The sequence below is a fragment of the Helicobacter sp. MIT 05-5293 genome (assembly GCF_000765665.2).
In the GTDB taxonomy this organism is placed as follows: Bacteria; Campylobacterota; Campylobacteria; order Campylobacterales; family Helicobacteraceae; genus Helicobacter_C.
Window position 1 is genome coordinate 301,870 of the sequence record NZ_JROZ02000002.1, and the last position, 17,612, is coordinate 319,481.

Consider the following 17,612-nt stretch of genomic DNA (forward strand, 5'->3'; position numbering starts at 1 on the left):
AAGGCTTAACGCATTATAAAAAAATAATGATTAAAGTTTTTTTATTTTTACATTAAGCTTGAGAATCTAATGTATTTTGCGTTTCTTTTTTGATAATGCGTCCAAGTTGTAAATGAATCACTTCGTCTGCAAGTTCTATGGTGCTTGGACGATGCGCAACAATAATAATAATCCTGTCTTTTCTAAGGAAGTTGAGAGTGTCTTTGATTGCTCCTTCAGTTTGGGCATCAAGAGCAGAAGTTGCTTCATCAAGGATAAGCACTTCTGGATTTCTATAAATTGCCCTTGCAATGGCAATTCTCTGTCTTTGTCCCCCACTAAGGTTTGAGCCAAATTCATCAAGAATTGTATGGATTCCATCAGGCATATTATTTACAAATTCCCATGCATGAGCAGATTTGAGCGCATCAATGACTTTTTGTTCATCAATTTCGTTTCCATAAGCAACATTATGCGCAATGCTATTATGAAAAATAAAGATTCTTTGTGTAACGATTGCCATATTATCACGCACGCTTTTTTGAGTATAGTTTTTAATGTCCTCCCCATTGACAAGCACTTCGCCTTGATTTGCTTCGTAAAGACGCAAGACAAGATTCACAATTGAGCTTTTGCCGCTCCCGCTTTTGCCTACAAGCGCAGTGATTTTATTCTTGCGAAAATCAAGACTGACACCATTAAGAGCGTGAATATTGTCCTCATAACGAAAGAAAACATCATTGAATTGAATGCTTTGAATAGGTGCTTGGAGCAAAGCATTGCCATCATTGATTTGAGGTTTGGTGTTGAGAATCTTAAAGATTCTATCGCTTGCTACAATAGCGGATTGCATACCTCCATAGAGATTCACCAAACGTTTAAAAGGTGTAAAGATAAAAAACAAAGCCCCTACAAATGAAGAAAATTGAGCAGTGCTTAGTGAGCCATCTAAAATATCGACTGTTGCGACATATATCACACACCCTAGCATAATCGCACCCAAAAGCTCCATGAGAGGAGTAGTCAATAGACCTGTGCGCACAGCCTTCATACCGATTTTAAAAAACTGCAAATTTTCTGATTTAAAAGTGTCAGCTTCAAGTTTTTCACCATTGCTTGCTTTGATTGCTTCGACATTGCTAAAGATTTCGTTCAGTTTAGAAGTGATGTCAGCGTTTTTTTCTTGAATACGGCGGGAATAGTATTTTATTTTTTTAATAATCATATTGAGAGGAATAATCGCTAAAAATACTACAGCTATGGCAATTGCAGCAAACTTGGGGCTTTGATAAATGACAACACACATAAGAGCAATAATCGTAACACTTTCGCGTATAAATTCTGCAATATAGTTAGAAACTGCCGCACTGATAATACCAATATCATTTGTGATTCTTGCCATAAGCTCTCCGTTGCGCATTTTGTTGAAAAATGCCATTTCAAGAGAAAGCATATGATCAAGCATACGATTGCGGATTTGACGCACAATATCTGCTCCAATATAGCTCATAAAATAAGCTTGGATATAAGTTCCCACAGCTTTTCCGGTGTATGAACCGACTAGAAGTAATATGACAAAGGTTACCAATTGACCGTTTTGGGCAATTTCTTCAAAGCTAAACAAAGGATTTGCACGGGGTGTTTTGCCAGAAAGCATATCAATGAGAGGTTCAAGCAAATAAGTAATACCAGCCGTGCAAAGGGCCACGACAATAGAAGCAGTGATGGCAATCGCGAAAGAAACGCGATGCCCTACCATATAAGGAAGAAATTTCCTAAAAAAATCAATGATGAGACGCATTAGAGAATCTTAAGAAAGTGATTATAATACTTCAAAGCCAGCATCAAGGATAGCTTCGCGGATTGCTGCTTCATTGGCAGGATTCTCAAATTCGACCTTGACATTTTTGTGCTCCAAATTGACTTCAATCATCTGAACACCTTCAATTTCTCCGACAAACTTTTCGATTTTATCGACACATTTCCCGCATTTCATACCTTCTACTGATAAAGTAATTTGCATTTTTCGCTCCTTATATTTTCATCTATAAAAGTCTTATAGAATCTTAAATTTTTTTAGCCTTGAAGCATTAAGTAATACACTGATACTACTAAAGCTCATTGCTAATGCGCAAAACATCGGTTCGAGTTTGATCCCCCATGTGTTGAGTGCGCCCATTGCAATAGGAATAAAAACGATATTATACCCAAATGCCCAAAATAAATTCCCTTTAATATTTTTAATTGTCGCTTGGCTTAATCGATACGCGTTATAAATCACCTTAATATCGTTGTTGTAGATAATAATATCCGCACTATGGTGTGCAATATCATTGTTGGTAACAAAAGCCATACTAATGTCTGCTTTAGCGAGAGCAGGGGCATCATTGATACCATCACCGACCATTAAGACATAATGTCCTTGCTTTTTGAGATCTTCTAAAGCTTGCATTTTGTCTTGTGGTTTGGCATTGGCGATAAAATGATCAATGTTGAGCTTTCGGGCGATTTTTTGTGTGTTGGTTGCATTATCTCCACTGATGATACTGATACCTATGCCTTGAGATTGCAGAGTTTGAAGCGTGGTAGCAACATTAGGTTTAATATAATCAACGAGATGAAAAATGCCTAAAAGTGTAGATTCTGTCGCAATATAGATATTCATTTTGCCTGTTTCATCGGTATTTGTAGGGATTTGAGATTGCAGTAATGGCGGCAGTATCTCCGCATTTCCCATAATATATTTTGTGCCATCAATAACCCCATGGATACCATACCCTACGATATTTTGAAATTCTTCAACAGGTTTAGCATCTATATCTTTAGCAAAAGGGTGGTTTTTAAAGGCATGAGCGATGATGTGCGTGCTTGAAGATTCTAAATTATAGGCGACTTCAAAGAGTTTTTGGGGATTTGTAGAATCATCAAGACATACAATAGAGGAGATTTCTAAGCCATCGCTTAATGTGCCGGTTTTATCAAAAACAATATGCGTTACTTTTCGTAGCATTTCTAATGATTTGGCATCTTTGAAGAACAATCCCATTTTGTTAGATTTGGCTTGGGCATAGAGAATTGCCATAGGGGTAGCAAGCCCTAAGGCGCAAGGGCAAGAAATGACGAGTGTCGCGATAAAAATATCAAGTGCAAAAACAAAGTCTTGTGCTATCCACCAATAGATTCCCGCGCACAAGGCTAATCCTATGACTAAAGGCACAAAAATCCCTGCAATTTTATCGGCTAAAGTGCTGATAGGGGCTTTAGAATCTTGTGCATTTTGTACAAGCGTGAGAATCTCTGCTAGAGTAGATTCTTTTGCATTTTTTTGTGCTTTAATGACAAGTGGGCTTTCAAGATTGATACTCCCAGAAAGTAGAGTATCACCTGCTTGTTTGAGAATCGGCAGTGCTTCGCCGCTGATAGCAGATTGCTCAATACTGCTTCGCCCTTGAATGATAAGAGAATCGACCATAACCATTTCTCCGGGCAAAACTTTTAAGTAATCTCCTTGTTTTACATCTTGAGCGATGATTTGTGTTTGCATTGCAGAATCTAACCATGACAAATCTTCCAAAGAGTTTTGTGAATCTTGAGGAGAGAGTTTAATCATACTCTTTTGGTTGATTTCTAAAAGCAGTGAGGCACTATCTTTTGCGTCTTTTTTGCAGAGATTCTCAATCGTTTTACCAATACTTACAAGAGTAATGATGACACAAACGCTGTCAAAATAAAAATGTCCGTGAGTATCAAAGATACCCTTAAGGCTATACAAAAAGGCACTTGTTGTGCCTACAGCAATAAGTGTATCCATATTGGGATTAAGCGCGAATAGGGATTTGTATCCTCGAAAGTAAAATGCGCGTCCCATGTGCATCACGACAAGCGCGCCAAAAAGTTGTAAATAATAGCTTAAGGTATGTGGAAGCGAAATGTGAAAAAACATTTCCCCCCACGAAAGTGTCAAAACAAAAAGGGTAAAAATAATGCTTAAGATAAGTCTTAAAGTCGGTGGCAAGAGCTTTTCATCAAGTTCATTGAAAGAGGCAAGAAAAGATTTATGAGATGTTTTTGGCGTGGGAGATTTTAGGGATTGTGAATCTGTGTCAAAATAAGGTTTATACCCCATTTTTTCAATGAAAGCAAAAATATCATCAATAGAGGCTTTTTGCTCATCATAAGTGAGTTTAGCGCGCTTGTTAATAAGGCTTACTTCAATGTTTTCACAATAAGGCTTACGCTTAAGGCTTCTCTCAATCCCGCTTGAACATGCTTGACAAGTCATATTGTCAATACAGAATCTTACTTCTTTCATGGTAGATTGCTCCCTGTATTATTTATACATATAGGGGGTATATGTATAAAACGCATTCTAATACATTAAGGTTAATAAGAGATGATTCAGTTTTTGAGTGCGAATCGCACGAGTGCTGAACCCCAAGTAAGTCCTCCTCCAAAGGCATCAAGAAGCATTAAGTCTCCGTATTTGAGGCGAGAGTTTTCATAAATGTCATTGATTGCCATAGGGATAGAAGCAGCAGATGTATTGCTGTATTTTTGCACTGTGAGCACGATTTGCTCGGGTGTAAAATTGAGCTGTTTCCCTACGGCGTTGATAATGCGTAAATTTGCTTGATGAGGGACGAAAAAATTAACATCTTGAGCGGATAATTGATGTTTAGCAAGAATCTCATTCACATTTTGTGTGAGTGTTTTTACAGCAAGCTTGAATATCTCTTTTCCTTCCATATGCACGACAGATTCTCTCTTAGGAGGCTTTGGTGTGAGTTGAGGAAATGTGGTGCATTGTCTGGGCGTATAGAGGAGATTTTCATAGCGTCCATTTGCGCAAATATCGACTTCTAATATGGCTTCTTTGGGGTCATTTGTCGCTCCAATCACACAAGCTCCTGCACCATCGCCAAAAAGCACACAAGTATTTCTATCAGTAAAATCAAGAATCGAGCTAATACGCTCTGCCCCGATAATAAGAATATTTTTGTAAGTTTTTGATTCGATAAAAGATTTTGCTAATCCAAGAAGATAGATGAATCCACTGCAGGCAGCGGATATGTCAAATGCAGGTTTATTTTCGATACCTAATTTAAATGATGTCAGACAAGCGGTGCTTGGCATTGATAAATAGTCCCCGCTAAGTGTTGATACAATCACAATATCAATATCTTGTGGAGTTAAACCTGCTCTTTGGATAGCAACTTTACCTGCTTCATAGGCTAGATCACTTGTCGTTTGTGAAGCATCAGCAAAATAACGCGTTTTAATCCCTGTGCGTTCGGTGATCCATTCATCACTCGTATCTATTATTTTTTCAAAATCTGTATTACTGACACAATGTGGTGGAATATAAGCGGCAATGGATTTGAGTGAAGCGTAAGTGTGGTGCAAAATAATAATCCTTTTTTAACTTGCTGTATTAGTTTTTTGTGCAAAGGCTTGTGTAAGTTTTGCACAAATTTGAGAGTTGATAGCATTGATAGCCTGATATATAGCACATTCAATGGCTCTTGCATTTGAGCTACCATGACTAATAATAACTACTTTTTGCACACCAAGTAGAGGTGCGCCACCGTATTCGCTATGATCTACCTTCTTTTTGAGCTTTTTAAAGACTTTTTTCAAGAATAATGCCCCAAACATTGAGCAAAGACAAGACTTAATCTCTTTTTTCATAATTGTTGAAATAGCACTCGCAACACCTTCACTAGCTTTAAGGACGAGATTTCCACTGAATCCATCACAGACAATGACATCAACACTTCCATTAAAAATATCTCTTCCTTCTACATTGCCTTTAAAGAAAGGAAAATCTTTAAGCAGTTTAAATGTAGCTTTAGTGAGTTCATTACCCTTATTGTCTTCTTCACCATTGCTTAAAAGCCCTACACGAGGATTCTCAAGACCGATAACATTTTTTGCATATTCATAGCCCATAATTGCAAAATCTACAAGATATTCGGGTTTGCAATCTGTATTTGCTCCTGCATCAAGAATCATACTGGGTTTATCGGAAACATTAGGCATCGTAGTGCAGATAGCCGGGCGAGATACACCCTTGATACGTCCTATTTTGAGTGTCGCAAGACTCATCGTTGCACCACTATGACCGGGTGAAACAAGCGCATCAACCACCCCTTCTTTGAGTAATTCAGTCGCTTTGTAGATAGAAGATTCTGTGCGTTTGGCTGTAACAGAGGGAGATTCTTCCATACGAATATAATCTGTGCAATGCACGATTTCTACTTGTTTTTGATATGCTGCAGGAATAAGAGGAGCAATCTGTGCTTCATCGCCGACAATGACAGCCTTAAAATTTTCAGATTTGAGTGCAAGTAATGCTCCCTCTATGATAGGAGCGACCCCATGGTCTGCACCCATAACATCAATAGCAATCTTTAGCATTTTTCCTCCTTACAACAATAATGAATCTAGAATCTGTCTTTGCGTTATTTGTAAGTGCCTGTAAATTTATTGATATGATGAGGCATTTTCCAACTGCCATCTTTGTCTTTAATAGGCTTAGCCAATGCCACTTTATAATGAGAACGTCTCTTTGCTGCTCTTGTTTTGCTCACGCGTCTTTTTGGGACTGCCATTTTTTACTCCTTATGGTGTTTTGGTATGATAATCTGATTTGATAGATTCTATCTCACTTTCTAAAATATAATTCAAATCAACAAAGCCGTCAAAAAATTCAATCACATCAAAGCTATCAATCTTTTGACTTTGGCTTTGTGTATCCCAGATGCCATCTGAAATATACAAAACCAAAGGGTTATCTAATGTTTGTATAAAACTTTCTCCCGTTCTGTCGCAAATAAGTTCTATTTCCCCTAACAATTTACCTTCTAAACACAGAATCTGCGAATTGATACGATAAATTTGTCCTTCTAATTTCGCGTGATCAAGTGCAAGACAAAAATCTTTAGGGGTTGAGGAGATTTTCCTCATTTGAATCTTCAAATTAGCAAATCTCCCGCTTTCCAAAGAAAAATGCAATTTCATTTTTTGCATTTTCAAGACTATCGCTTCCATGCACAGCGTTAGCATCAATACTATCAGCAAAATCTGCTCGAATTGTGCCAGCTTTTGCTTCTTTGGGATTGGTCGCTCCCATAAGATCACGATTTTTTGCTACAGCATTTTCTCCCTCTAATACCATTACAACCACAGGACCGCTAATCATAAACTGAACAAGATCGTTAAAGAAAGGTCGATCTTTATGAATCGCATAAAAAGCCTGTGCATCACTTTGTGTAAGCTGAAGTTTTTTGATAGCTGCTATACGGAGTTGATTGCTCTCAAATCGGTCAATAATCTTGCCAATAACTCCCTTTTTAACAGCATCGGGTTTAATAATTGAAAGTGTTTGTTCCATGAGTATTCCTTATTGTTAGCATTATTGATGCTTAAAAAGCAAGAATTTTATCTTAAAAAAACTTTTATTTATATAAATTGTAAGGAATGTTTTATTCACTTTCTTTGACACGCCAAAAAATAGGAAAACGCGGAATACCTTTGTGTGTCAATCCATAATATTTAAAAGTGATGAGACTGCCAATAGGTGGAGGATTCTGACGTTGGGCGAGATTAAGACCGCTACCTATTTTGAAAGTTTTGTCCTCATATTGACAAATTAATGCCCCTATCATTCCTTCGTATCGTCCTTTGCCTTGAGTATAGTCTTTGATAGTGCATTCTGCATCTTGAGCGATTTTGAGTTTAAACGCATTCTTGCTTCTCCCTGATTCGTATGGAGTATGAGGATTCCTTAGCACGATGCCTTCACCGCCATTGCGGGTGATTTGCTGTAATTTTTGTTTGATAGAATCTTCGGAAGACAAAGATTCTTGAGGGATAATCACAATAAAATCCTGTGGCGTGTGTGCAAGGTAATTTTTTAAGGATTCTAGTCGTTCTTGCAAACCACCTTTTGCAAACGGCACATCAAAGACAAAATATTGCAGCTGCATAATTTCATCAAATCGCTCTTGATTTTTGAGGATTGATAGAATCTGTGAAAAGTTTTTGTGAGGGCTGTATATCTCGCCATCAAGTGCAAAGGGCGGAAAATCTTTTGTAAAGCTAGGGGGCAGTCTCATCTCTTTTCCGCTACGAAAATACATTTTCTCGCCGTCCCAAATGCCACGCACTCCATCAAGTTTCTCACTCACAAGCCAAACTTTCGAGCTTTTCTCCCATTCAAATTCGCTTAAAAGCAAGGGCGCGTAAAATGCACCCCAAAGCAGAAGTGGGCAAATAAAAACAAGTGCGGCAAAAAGTTTTTTCAAAGTCATAAATTTAGTTATTCTTGAAGCTTAAGCCCCAATGCTTTGATGACTTCGCGCAAATCCTTGTTTTCAATAATGATATTAGCGTTTTCTTTGAGAATCTGCTTAGCACAAAAGGCAATGCGTGTATGGGCATGTGCAAACATACTAAGATCATTTGCACCATCGCCGACAACGATTGTATCTTGTGGTGTGATGCAAAGGAGATTCTGTAAAGTGCAAAGCATTGATCCTTTAGAATCACTAAACATCATTTCCCCTCCGACTTCGCCGCTTAAAACACCATTTTTATGATGCAAGATATTAGAAAAATCTGCATCAAGCCCGAGCACTTTACGAAAATGTTGTGTGGCAAATTTGAATCCACCGCTAAAGCATACGACTTTATAGCCATAGGTTTTGAGTGATTGCACACAAACACGCGCACCATTCATTAGAGGGAGATTCTCACAAATCGTTTGTGCTTTTTGAAGATTAAAGCCTTTGAGTAGGCTCACGCGTTCCTTGAGACTTTCGTAAAAATCAAGCTCACCATTCATCGCACGATGCGTGATAGCACTGACTTGCTCACTCACACCATATTCTTGTGCCAAAATGTCGATTGTCTCGCCATTCATTAAAGTCGAATCAAAGTCAAAAACGACAAGTTTCATTGGTTGTCCTCACGATAAAATGGTAAGATTATAGCATTTGGGATTGAAAAAATTACTAAAATGGAGTGATGAATGTTTGGAATAGAATTTTTACCACAAAGCCTTGATAAAGATATAAATCAACTTGATGCGATGATTAAGGGTGCTAAGCAGTATTTGAATCAAGAAGTAGATTTTGTGCTTATCCCTGCAAATCCCCGCAAATGTGCGAGTGTAGATTCTCTTTTGGCGGCTTCTTTATTGCGGCAAAAGATAAAGGATTATGTGTTTGTGCCTACGCTTAGTGGCAGTGGTTGTGAAAGTCAATCAGGTAAAATGCGCTTATCTTCACAACTTCTTGCTGTGAAATATGCAAATTTTCAGACATTGGCATTGATTGGCGGAGAAAATGAAGGTATGAGCAGTGTGGAAATGATGATTATAGCAAGAGAGATATTAGGAGAAAAGGTGCGCATCATAAGCGGTAGTGGGGCTTTAGATGATGCAAAAAATCGGCACAGATTGGAGCAAAAGCTTCAAGCAGGAGTGGATATGATCATTACACAGCCTTTGTTTTGCGCCAAAGAGGCAAGGACTTTTTTGCAAATATTTGAATCTCTAAAACAGCAAGGAGGATATAAAGCACAAGCTTTTATCGGTGTGTTTGGTGTTTTTAATGTCCATACTGCATTGCGTATCAATGAGGCTCATTTGGGGTTTGAGATACCGCAGGATTATATAGAATCTATGGATTCTGTGTGTGGTGAAAATACAGAAGAAAGAATGGAACATCGCCCAAAACAACGCTATGAGCAATTGTGGCAAGAGATGGAAAAGGTCGCCCAAGAATACGGAGCTTTTCTCTATCTCTCCACGCCAAAGCATAATGATCTAAGGGCGTATGGGATATGTGAGGGCTAGAATCTCACTCTTTACTTCCAAAAAAGCTATCAATATACTTTGCAATTGTGTCGCTCTCTTTTAAAATGCTGTTTTTAGAATCTTTAAGTTCAAAATCAAAAGGACTTTGCACTTGGAATTCTAAGCTTTTAAGTTCTATATGCCATATAATCTCATAAATACGCACTCTATGCTTTAAAAACTTCATAATAAAATAATGATAGGCAGAGTATTTGGTTAAAAGGCTATCAATATGTGATTGTGCTTTATAAAGATGCTCTTTGAATTCTTGAAAATTCTTCGTCTTGTTTTTAGCTGCGATATGCTCAAACTGCATTTGCAGGTATAAAAACTCATAATAATCTAAATACAATGCAATATGCGGGTGGGAGAGGTGAGCTTGGAGTTTGTCTTTGCATACATTAATATCAATTTGAATATCAATTTGGCAGGTTTTGGAGTCATTATTTTTTGTCCCTTTCAAGGGAGAAATATAGCCTTTATAAGCATTGATATATCTTTCTCGCAACTTTTCATCTAATTTCATAAAAGCACAGCCACTTCCTTGTGTGCCAGGAATGTATAACCTATGAGGCTTAAAAAGAGCATTGCACAATCATAATCCCACTTTTGCACACGCTCAAGCGCATTAATGCCTTCTTCTATATGTTTACAAATCTCCTTATATTGAGCCTCTTTATCTTTATTGATATTGATATAACGTTCATAGCGAATGAAAGTATTGCACCATAATGCTTTGTATTTAGATTCTAAAAGTGCTTTTGTAGGGGCTAAATTTTTTAGCATTTTGGAATACTCTTTATTTTGGCTTAGCTCTTGCGTATCCTCCCATTTTTCAAAATATATATATTTTAGATCTTCAAGCTGTGCTAGGATTTCATCATTTTGTGAGAGTTTATCTATGCTTTTATCGATGTGTGCTAATGTAGCAAAATGGCAATAAAAGCTATCTTGTGGATAGCTTAGTGCAAGTAAATGCATAAGGCTTTGGGTGAGTAAATGCTGGGAATTACTAAAATACCGCTGATGTGGCAAGCTCACATTGAGATAGCCTTCATAAAAGTCTTTATGTGAAAGTAAAAGTGGTAAGAGAATAGGGATATGAGCAGCTTGAAGTTGTTGTTTGTTAATGTCTTTATTAATGTCGCCTCTTTCGATTAAAGGATATTTTTTGAGTTCATTTTTCTTAAAGTATGGCTCATAGTAGAAGTGATACCATATTTTGTTGGCTCTTTCTTTTATTTTTTGTGAATTTTTATTCCTCATACCTCGCCTTTAGTAAAAAAATTCTATTTTTTAAGGTCATTTTATCTAAAAGGCGATGAAAATACATATTTTTTCTCTTTATCTTTAATCTTGTTTATGCAATGTAATTTTTTCCATTCTCCTAAACTCTACTAAATGCTTATGTGTGGGCATATAGATGCGTGTAAAAATTTTCCTATCTCAATTTAAAAAAATACGCAAAAATTCCCTCGTTTTATTTAAAATCAAAGGAGGAGTAATGAAAGATTTACAAAAGATAATGCTACTTATCATTGATGTCGAAAACGCACTTAAGGCAGGAGATATTGCGCGAATAATGCTTAAACTTCGCGACCAAATGGCAATATTCCCTCAAGAGATAAAAAAAATTGCTATTGGCAGGGCAAATGAGAACTTGCAAAATGCGCTCAAGCAATATGGATTTGATTATATCCCTAATGCACATTGCGGGGAGAAAAATAGCGCAGATAGGCAAATCTATGCCAAAGTGCGTCAATATATACCGAGCCTTGATATGTGTATTTTGGTGAGCAATGATAGTGATTTTGCTCCATTATTAAAAATGCTCAAAGCTCATCATATACGCGTTATTACCCTTTGTGTGCAAGAGAGTGTATGTAAGATTTTGCAAACATTAAGTGATGTGCATTTTCATATATTTAAGCCTAAACTCACACCCCTAAAGCTTAATTCCATAAGGCTTAAAAACACAAATGCTTTAGGGGGTAAAAAATGAGAATCTTAAAAGTTATCCACGGATTCCCGCCTGATTATATGGCAGGGAGTGAGGTATATTCATTCACACTTTGCAGGGCATTACAAAAAATGGGGCATGAGGTCTTTGTATTTACTCGTATTGAATGTGAACTCTTAAAGCCTTATAGCACTTATGAAGAGTGTTTGGAAGGTATAAAGATTATGCGTATTAATAAGCCAAAGCAGTATAGCTACGTAGAGAAATTTTATGATAGTAGCATTGATGAAGCATTTAGAGAGTATCTTAAAAAGATTAATCCAGACATCGTGCATTTTGGACATTTATGCCATCTCTCTTTGAATTTAGTAGAGATTGCAAAATCTCAAGGTAAAAAAGTTGTTTTTACTTTGCACGATTTTTGGCTTTTTTGCGTAAAAGGACAACTTATCAACAAAGAAAATCAGCGTTGCTCTGTTTCTAGTGTGAGTAAATGTGTGGATTGCTCCCCTTATAATACAAACAAAAGTGAGGTCAAAAAGGCTTTAGATGATTTAGCTCACATAAGGGAGATTGTTGATGTATTTATCACTCCTTCATATACTTTGAGGGATTATTTTTTAAAGCAAGGTGTGAGTGCTTCAAAAATAATCTATCAAAAATATGGTTTTGATAAAGAGTGTATTACATATAAAAAAAGGCATTTTAAGCCAGATTCAAAATTGCGTTTTGGTTTTATGGGACGCATTATCCCTACAAAGGGTATAGAGGTGCTTATAAAGGCTTTTAATGAGCTACCTAGAGAGCATCTTGCTATTTATGGGGATAAGCCAAGCGGGAAGCGATTTTTAGAGACAGAGAATATTGCCTTTAAGGGTGGCTATGATAATGCCAATATTAATGCGATTTTAAACATGCTTGATGTGCTTATCGTGCCCTCCATTTGGCTTGAAAACTCACCCTTAGTGATACAAGAAGCCTTTTTGGCAGGTGTGATAGTGGTAGCTTCTGATATTGGGGGTATGAAAGAGCTTATTAGAGAGGGTGAAGGGTTTTTGTTTAGAGCAGGAGATAGTAAAGATTTAGCAAATTGCATTCAAAACATTACCCAAAATCCCACTTTGCTTAATCACATAAAAGATAATCGCCACAAGGTAGAGGATATAAAGCATGAAGCACATAATCTTACCTTGCTTTATCAATCACTCTTAGCGGATACTTACACTCTAGAATCTTCCCATAAAAAAATAGATTCTAAGAAGTTAAGGAGAGTAACCATTGATACCAATCCTGACACTTGTAATTTGCATTGCAAAATGTGTGATACCCATAGCATTTATAATTCAGGTTTTGTAAAAACCCGCCCAGATATGCATTTAGAGCTTTTACAAAAATGCCTAAAAGATGCTAAGGACGCTGGAGTGAAGGAGATTATCCCAACGACTATGGGTGAGCCTATGTTTTATAAGCATTTTGATGAGATTGTGGAGTTTTGTCTGCAAAATCCCTCTATTAAACTTAATCTTACAAGTAATGCGAGTTTGTTGTTTGGCAAAAAATATGATGAATACTACATTATACACAGGCTTTTAAAGGTTTTAAGTGATGTGAAAATCTCTTTTAATAGCCTTGATTCTATAATTAATGAATCTATTATGAGAGGGAGTGATACAAAAAAGATTTTGCACAATATAGAGCGGCTTTGTGCTTTGAGGAATCGCTATGCGAAAAATGCAAGCATTACTTTGCAAATGACTTTTATGCGAAGCAATATGCAAAGTATTATCCCTCTTATTGAGTATGGCATAAAAGTTGGGATCAATCGTATTAAGGGACATCAGCTGTGGATTACCTATACAGAGCTTGAAAACGAGGCAATTTATAATGACACGGATTCTATTATGCAATGGAATGCCCTTGTAGAATCTTTGGCACCCTATTGCTCACATATTAGATTAGAGAATTTTGAAAAGCTAGATGTAAATATTAAAAAGGCAAAGGATTCTAAACAATGTCCCTTTTTGGGTAAGGAGCTATGGGTAAATTATAAGGGTGATATAAGTGTATGCTGTGCTCCGCATAAGCAGAGAGTAGAGCTAGGAGATTTTGGTAATATCATGCAGATGAGCTTAGCAAGTGTGCTTAGCTCATCTATGTATCGCAATTTGTGTGATAACTATATGCAAAAGGAGGTTTGTTGCCAATGTTTAATGAGAAGATAGAAAAAATTAGTATAGCCTTTGAGCAAACACATCATATCAAGGGTGGGATTCCACTTTATGAGAGTAGGTATAAAAAGGTTTTGAGCTTCCACAATGGCAAAGCCCCTGTATATGAGGAGGTAAATGGCACAATAAGGGCGTTTTTTATTAATACGTTCAATACGCCACTTTTTGGGAGATATTTTGAATCTGCCTTTGGCTTTTATGATGGGTTAGCTTGTGTGAGTGATGAAACTGGGTATTATCATATTTTAGAAAATGGTATAGATGCCTATGCCTATCGCTTTGCTTGGTGTGGGAACTTTATGGAAGAAGCCTGTGTAGTAAAGGATAAAAGCGGAGCATATTTTCACATCAATACACAAGGTGAGCCGCTCTATGCAGAGCGATTCTGTTATGTGGGGGATTATTACTATGGGATCGCAAGTGCACTTTTAGACAATGGTCAATATGTGCATATCTTTAAAGATGGTAGCAGGGTGCATAATAATGCTTTTTTATCTTTAGAGCCATTTCATAAGGGCAAGGCAGTCGCAAGAGATGAGGAGGGGTATTTTCATATTGATAAAAATGGCAATGCCCTCTATTCTTATCGATTTGCTAAACTTGAAGCTTTTTATAATGGAAAAGCATTTGGAGAGGATTTTAATGGTAATAAGATTATCCTTGATGAAGCAGATTTACAAATAGAGGTAAGGCATAAACGGGCTTTAGACATAAAGCAGGAGTTGGCAAAAGCGGCTTTTGATTTTTTAAAAATGCAAATTCTCTATGCGATTTTAGAGCTTGATGTCTTAGAAAATCTGCGAGATTTTAAGACGTTAGATTTGCCTCCTTATTGTGAGAATCTTATCTTGCTTTGGCTTAGAGAAAATGGCTTTATAAATAATGATAAGAGCCTTACTTTTAAAGCACGGGAGAGCTTAGCTATAAAGCCGCTTATCTGTTATTGGCAGGATTTGCCTTTTAAGCTGAGTGGCTATCTTGCTCAAAGTCTTAAGGAGAATAAGGCTTATTTTGAATATCTTTACGGGCAGGATTATTTTAGCTATATGGCACAAAATCCAAAAGAGGCACAAAAGTTTAGCTTTGTGAGTGCATTTTATGCGAGTGATTATGATGTGGATATTTTGGCATTACATAATCAAAAAGTATGTGATATTGGTTGTGGAAGTGGGACACTGCTTAGTACAATCAAGGCTAAATATCCTTTGATTAAAGCTATTTACGCAGACAAAGAAGATGTGCGCATCAATAAAGAGGAGGAGTTTATAGAGATTGATTTTTTCAAACCTTTGCATATAGAGGCTGATGTGTTTGTGATGAGTAGAATCTTGCATGATTGGGAAGATGCTAAAGCTATTGCTATTTTGCAAAACATCGCAGCCACTATGGGAGAAAAAAGCATTTTATATCTCTATGAGAGTGTGCAAGATGAACCTTCTTTAAGGGGAGGCAAAATTAAAGGATTAGAGCTAAGTTTTCATTTGCTGAATTTTTTAGGTGGGAGGGAACGGGATTTAGAGGCATTTGAATACCTCTTTGCGCAAGCTGGGCTAAAACTTGAATCCGTGCTTCGCAAGGAGCGATTAGTAGCAGTGATGAAATTAAGGAAGTTGTAATGGTGTTTTATGAGAGAATGATAAAAGATATGGGAATCCTTCCACACGACAGAAGGATAAAGCTCCTTATAAGGCACTCTATCCGCCCTGGAGTGGATGGTATACCTATTGTCTATGAGGACAAAGAAATTTTTATCCACGCAGGGTTTCATTGGGGCATCACTAGAGAAGGGGAGGCATTGGCTAGGGCTTTTGGTAAGGCATTGGAATATGAGATTATTAATATAGAATCGAGTCCATTAAAACGATGCGTGCAAACTGCGAATATGATTTTAGAAGGTAGAGGAGTGCAGAGGGAAGTAAGGCAAAATGAAATATTAAAAGCAATGTGGGTGAAAGATAGGTATAAATGGGGTAGGATTTATAAAGAGTATGAAGCACAACATAAAAGCAAAGGTATTGTTTTACTTCTGCAAAAAATGCTTGATGGACAGGCAGTAGAAGGGGCTTATGATATAGATACAAGTATTGCACGATTACTTAATGCTATGGGACTAGGAGAGAAATCAACCTCTTCATCAAAACGGCAAATGGATATTTATGTAACACATGATGGCTTGATTATGCTACTTATTGCTTATGCTTTGAAGTGCAGGCTTGTTGATTTAGAGTGGATATGTATGTTGGAAGGCGTGTTTTTATGGGAGGAATGGGGCAGGATTTATCTTGCATATAATGGACAAAAGCATCCCATAGAGATTCAAATAAAGACACATTTAAGCTAGGAGGTAAAGTCAAAAATGAGATTTTTTGTATTAGGGAATATTAATGCAGGGAAAAGCCATTTTAGTAGGATTTTACAAAAGCGGCTTTTTGATATGGGGGTGGTATATAAAGTGCTAAGTATTGATGAGTTTCGCAAAAAATATGCCAAAGGCGACAGGGAATCTGAGTCGTTTGCTCAAGATATGTTTATAAAAGCGGTGCGTAAAACCCATAATGCCATTGTAGAAATGGTGGGTTTTGGGGATTTAGGTGAGAAAATGATGAGGGCTTTGAGGGATTATGTGATTGTGGTATTTTATGTGAATACCTCACTTGAAATCTGTCTGCAAAGGATAGAATCTAAGATCAATGTGTATAGGAAGATACCCTATATAGAGGGGGTAGAGCGTATCCATAAAAGCATAAAGATGCTTGATGGGACTTTTAAAGCAGGAGAGCTACAGAAGCAATGGAGTGCTTTAAGTTTAAAGATATATGAGCTTACAAATGAAATATGCCAAAAGGAGGTATTTTGGCGGGGTGTGCCGCTTTTGCATTATCAGGCTTTAAGTGATGTGATAGTGAGCTTGAAGTCAAAGGGTTATAAAAAGCTTGTGGCTTTTGGAGGATTAGGCAGAGGAGAGTTAAGCAAGTATTCGGATTTGGATTTGATATTGATCACAAGAGTGCCTATCAGTCAAATAGCAAGGGTGATAGAGAAGTGCATAAAACCTTCTTATATGGATATTTTGGGGGAGAAAATTATTTTTAATCATTGTTCTTGTATGATTGAACTTGTGTGCGTGAGAGCATTTAGTCAATATGTGAAATATTATGAGGGATCAAAGATCAAAGATATACAAAGAAGCATTTTGCTAGGCAGGGAAGAGGGTAGAGTTTTGAACGAAATAAAAAAGAGCTTAAAGCATTTTGTGCCAGAAGCGATAAATGTACAAAGTTGTATGCAAAAAGTAAGGTATTATTTAGTGATGCTTGAAAAATCGCAAAAAGAGAGAGATGAATTTCGCTTTTTCTTTTTTAATAACCTCATACTTGATAACCTCATGAGAATCTTGTGTTTAAAAGAGGGGGTTAGAGAGTATCTTTATTGCCCTAAAAAGACCAATTACATCATAGAGAAGTATAAAATTGCAGATTTAATTTATATAATCAAAAATGACAAAGTAAAACATCTACAAAAACTTCTTCATTTTATAGAACGTCAATGCCAAAAAGTGTAATGGAAGCATGATTAAGATTTTTAT

General features: G+C 36.9%; 18 protein-coding genes. 6 read left to right on the top strand and 12 right to left on the bottom strand.

What is annotated here, in order from left to right:
• Positions 1-52: 52 nt before the first annotated feature.
• From LS68_RS06015 to serB, 10 genes are all read right to left on the bottom strand, one after another.
• Positions 53-1,780, bottom strand: coding sequence for an ABC transporter ATP-binding protein (locus LS68_RS06015; RefSeq protein ID WP_034373301.1), 1,728 nt, complete (start codon positions 1,778-1,780; stop codon positions 53-55).
• A 21-nt stretch (positions 1,781-1,801) separates the two neighbouring features.
• Positions 1,802-2,002: a copper ion binding protein gene (locus LS68_RS06020; protein ID WP_034373299.1), complete on the bottom strand. Its 201-nt coding sequence runs from the start codon at positions 2,000-2,002 to the stop codon at positions 1,802-1,804.
• Between the two features lie 33 nt (positions 2,003-2,035).
• Positions 2,036-4,291, bottom strand: a complete 2,256-nt coding sequence (locus tag LS68_RS06025; RefSeq protein WP_034373296.1) for a heavy metal translocating P-type ATPase — start codon at positions 4,289-4,291, stop codon at positions 2,036-2,038.
• An 86-nt stretch (positions 4,292-4,377) separates the two neighbouring features.
• The gene (locus LS68_RS06030; RefSeq protein ID WP_034371446.1) at positions 4,378-5,382 is read right to left on the bottom strand and encodes a beta-ketoacyl-ACP synthase III; all 1,005 of its coding nucleotides are present in this window, start codon (positions 5,380-5,382) and stop codon (positions 4,378-4,380) included.
• 15 nt (positions 5,383-5,397) lie between these two features.
• Positions 5,398-6,396, bottom strand: coding sequence for a phosphate acyltransferase PlsX (gene plsX / locus LS68_RS06035; RefSeq protein WP_034371445.1), 999 nt, complete (start codon positions 6,394-6,396; stop codon positions 5,398-5,400).
• A gap of 44 nt (positions 6,397-6,440) precedes the next feature.
• Positions 6,441-6,590, bottom strand: coding sequence for a 50S ribosomal protein L32 (rpmF, locus tag LS68_RS06040; protein WP_034371442.1), 150 nt, complete (start codon positions 6,588-6,590; stop codon positions 6,441-6,443).
• Positions 6,591-6,600: 10 nt separating this feature from the next.
• Positions 6,601-6,957, bottom strand: coding sequence for a hypothetical protein (locus LS68_RS06045; RefSeq protein ID WP_034372451.1), 357 nt, complete (start codon positions 6,955-6,957; stop codon positions 6,601-6,603).
• A gap of 1 nt (position 6,958) precedes the next feature.
• Positions 6,959-7,372: a nucleoside-diphosphate kinase gene (gene ndk / locus LS68_RS06050; RefSeq protein ID WP_034371439.1), complete on the bottom strand. Its 414-nt coding sequence runs from the start codon at positions 7,370-7,372 to the stop codon at positions 6,959-6,961.
• A 91-nt stretch (positions 7,373-7,463) separates the two neighbouring features.
• On the bottom strand, positions 7,464-8,291 hold the full coding sequence (locus LS68_RS06055; protein ID WP_034371436.1) for a DNA ligase: 828 nt from the start codon (positions 8,289-8,291) through the stop codon (positions 7,464-7,466).
• 8 nt (positions 8,292-8,299) lie between these two features.
• Entirely contained in the window at positions 8,300-8,938 is a 639-nt protein-coding gene (gene serB, locus LS68_RS06060) for a phosphoserine phosphatase SerB (protein ID WP_034371431.1), read from the bottom strand.
• 72 nt (positions 8,939-9,010) lie between these two features.
• Between serB and LS68_RS06065 the strand changes: the two genes are divergently transcribed.
• Positions 9,011-9,838, top strand: coding sequence for a methylenetetrahydrofolate reductase (locus LS68_RS06065; protein WP_034371428.1), 828 nt, complete (start codon positions 9,011-9,013; stop codon positions 9,836-9,838).
• Between the two features lie 4 nt (positions 9,839-9,842).
• On the opposite strand, the gene LS68_RS06070 is transcribed toward LS68_RS06065, so the two are convergent.
• Positions 9,843-10,364, bottom strand: coding sequence for a hypothetical protein (locus tag LS68_RS06070; protein ID WP_034371425.1), 522 nt, complete (start codon positions 10,362-10,364; stop codon positions 9,843-9,845).
• A complete protein-coding gene (locus LS68_RS06075) occupies positions 10,361-11,104 on the bottom strand; it encodes a hypothetical protein (RefSeq protein ID WP_034371422.1) in 744 nt (247 codons plus the stop codon). Before LS68_RS06075 ends, LS68_RS06070 begins: the two co-directional genes overlap by 4 nt.
• 238 nt (positions 11,105-11,342) lie before the next feature.
• Here LS68_RS06075 and LS68_RS06080 point away from each other — a divergent pair, with 238 nt between their 5' ends.
• The 5 genes from LS68_RS06080 to LS68_RS06100 are packed head-to-tail and all read left to right on the top strand — an operon-like array spanning position 11,343 to position 17,588.
• Entirely contained in the window at positions 11,343-11,840 is a 498-nt protein-coding gene (locus LS68_RS06080; protein WP_034371419.1) for an NYN domain-containing protein, read from the top strand.
• The gene (locus LS68_RS06085; protein ID WP_034371416.1) at positions 11,837-14,020 is read left to right on the top strand and encodes a glycosyltransferase; all 2,184 of its coding nucleotides are present in this window, start codon (positions 11,837-11,839) and stop codon (positions 14,018-14,020) included. Before LS68_RS06080 ends, LS68_RS06085 begins: the two co-directional genes overlap by 4 nt.
• Positions 14,002-15,642: a methyltransferase gene (locus tag LS68_RS06090; RefSeq protein ID WP_052100335.1), complete on the top strand. Its 1,641-nt coding sequence runs from the start codon at positions 14,002-14,004 to the stop codon at positions 15,640-15,642. Before LS68_RS06085 ends, LS68_RS06090 begins: the two co-directional genes overlap by 19 nt.
• On the top strand, positions 15,642-16,367 hold the full coding sequence (locus tag LS68_RS06095) for a histidine phosphatase family protein (protein ID WP_034371413.1): 726 nt from the start codon (positions 15,642-15,644) through the stop codon (positions 16,365-16,367). Before LS68_RS06090 ends, LS68_RS06095 begins: the two co-directional genes overlap by 1 nt.
• A 15-nt stretch (positions 16,368-16,382) precedes the next feature.
• Positions 16,383-17,588 carry a nucleotidyltransferase domain-containing protein gene (locus tag LS68_RS06100; protein ID WP_034371410.1) on the top strand — a complete coding sequence of 402 codons (1,206 nt, stop codon included), beginning with the start codon at positions 16,383-16,385 and terminating at the stop codon, positions 17,586-17,588.
• The last annotated feature ends 24 nt before the right edge of the window (positions 17,589-17,612 follow it).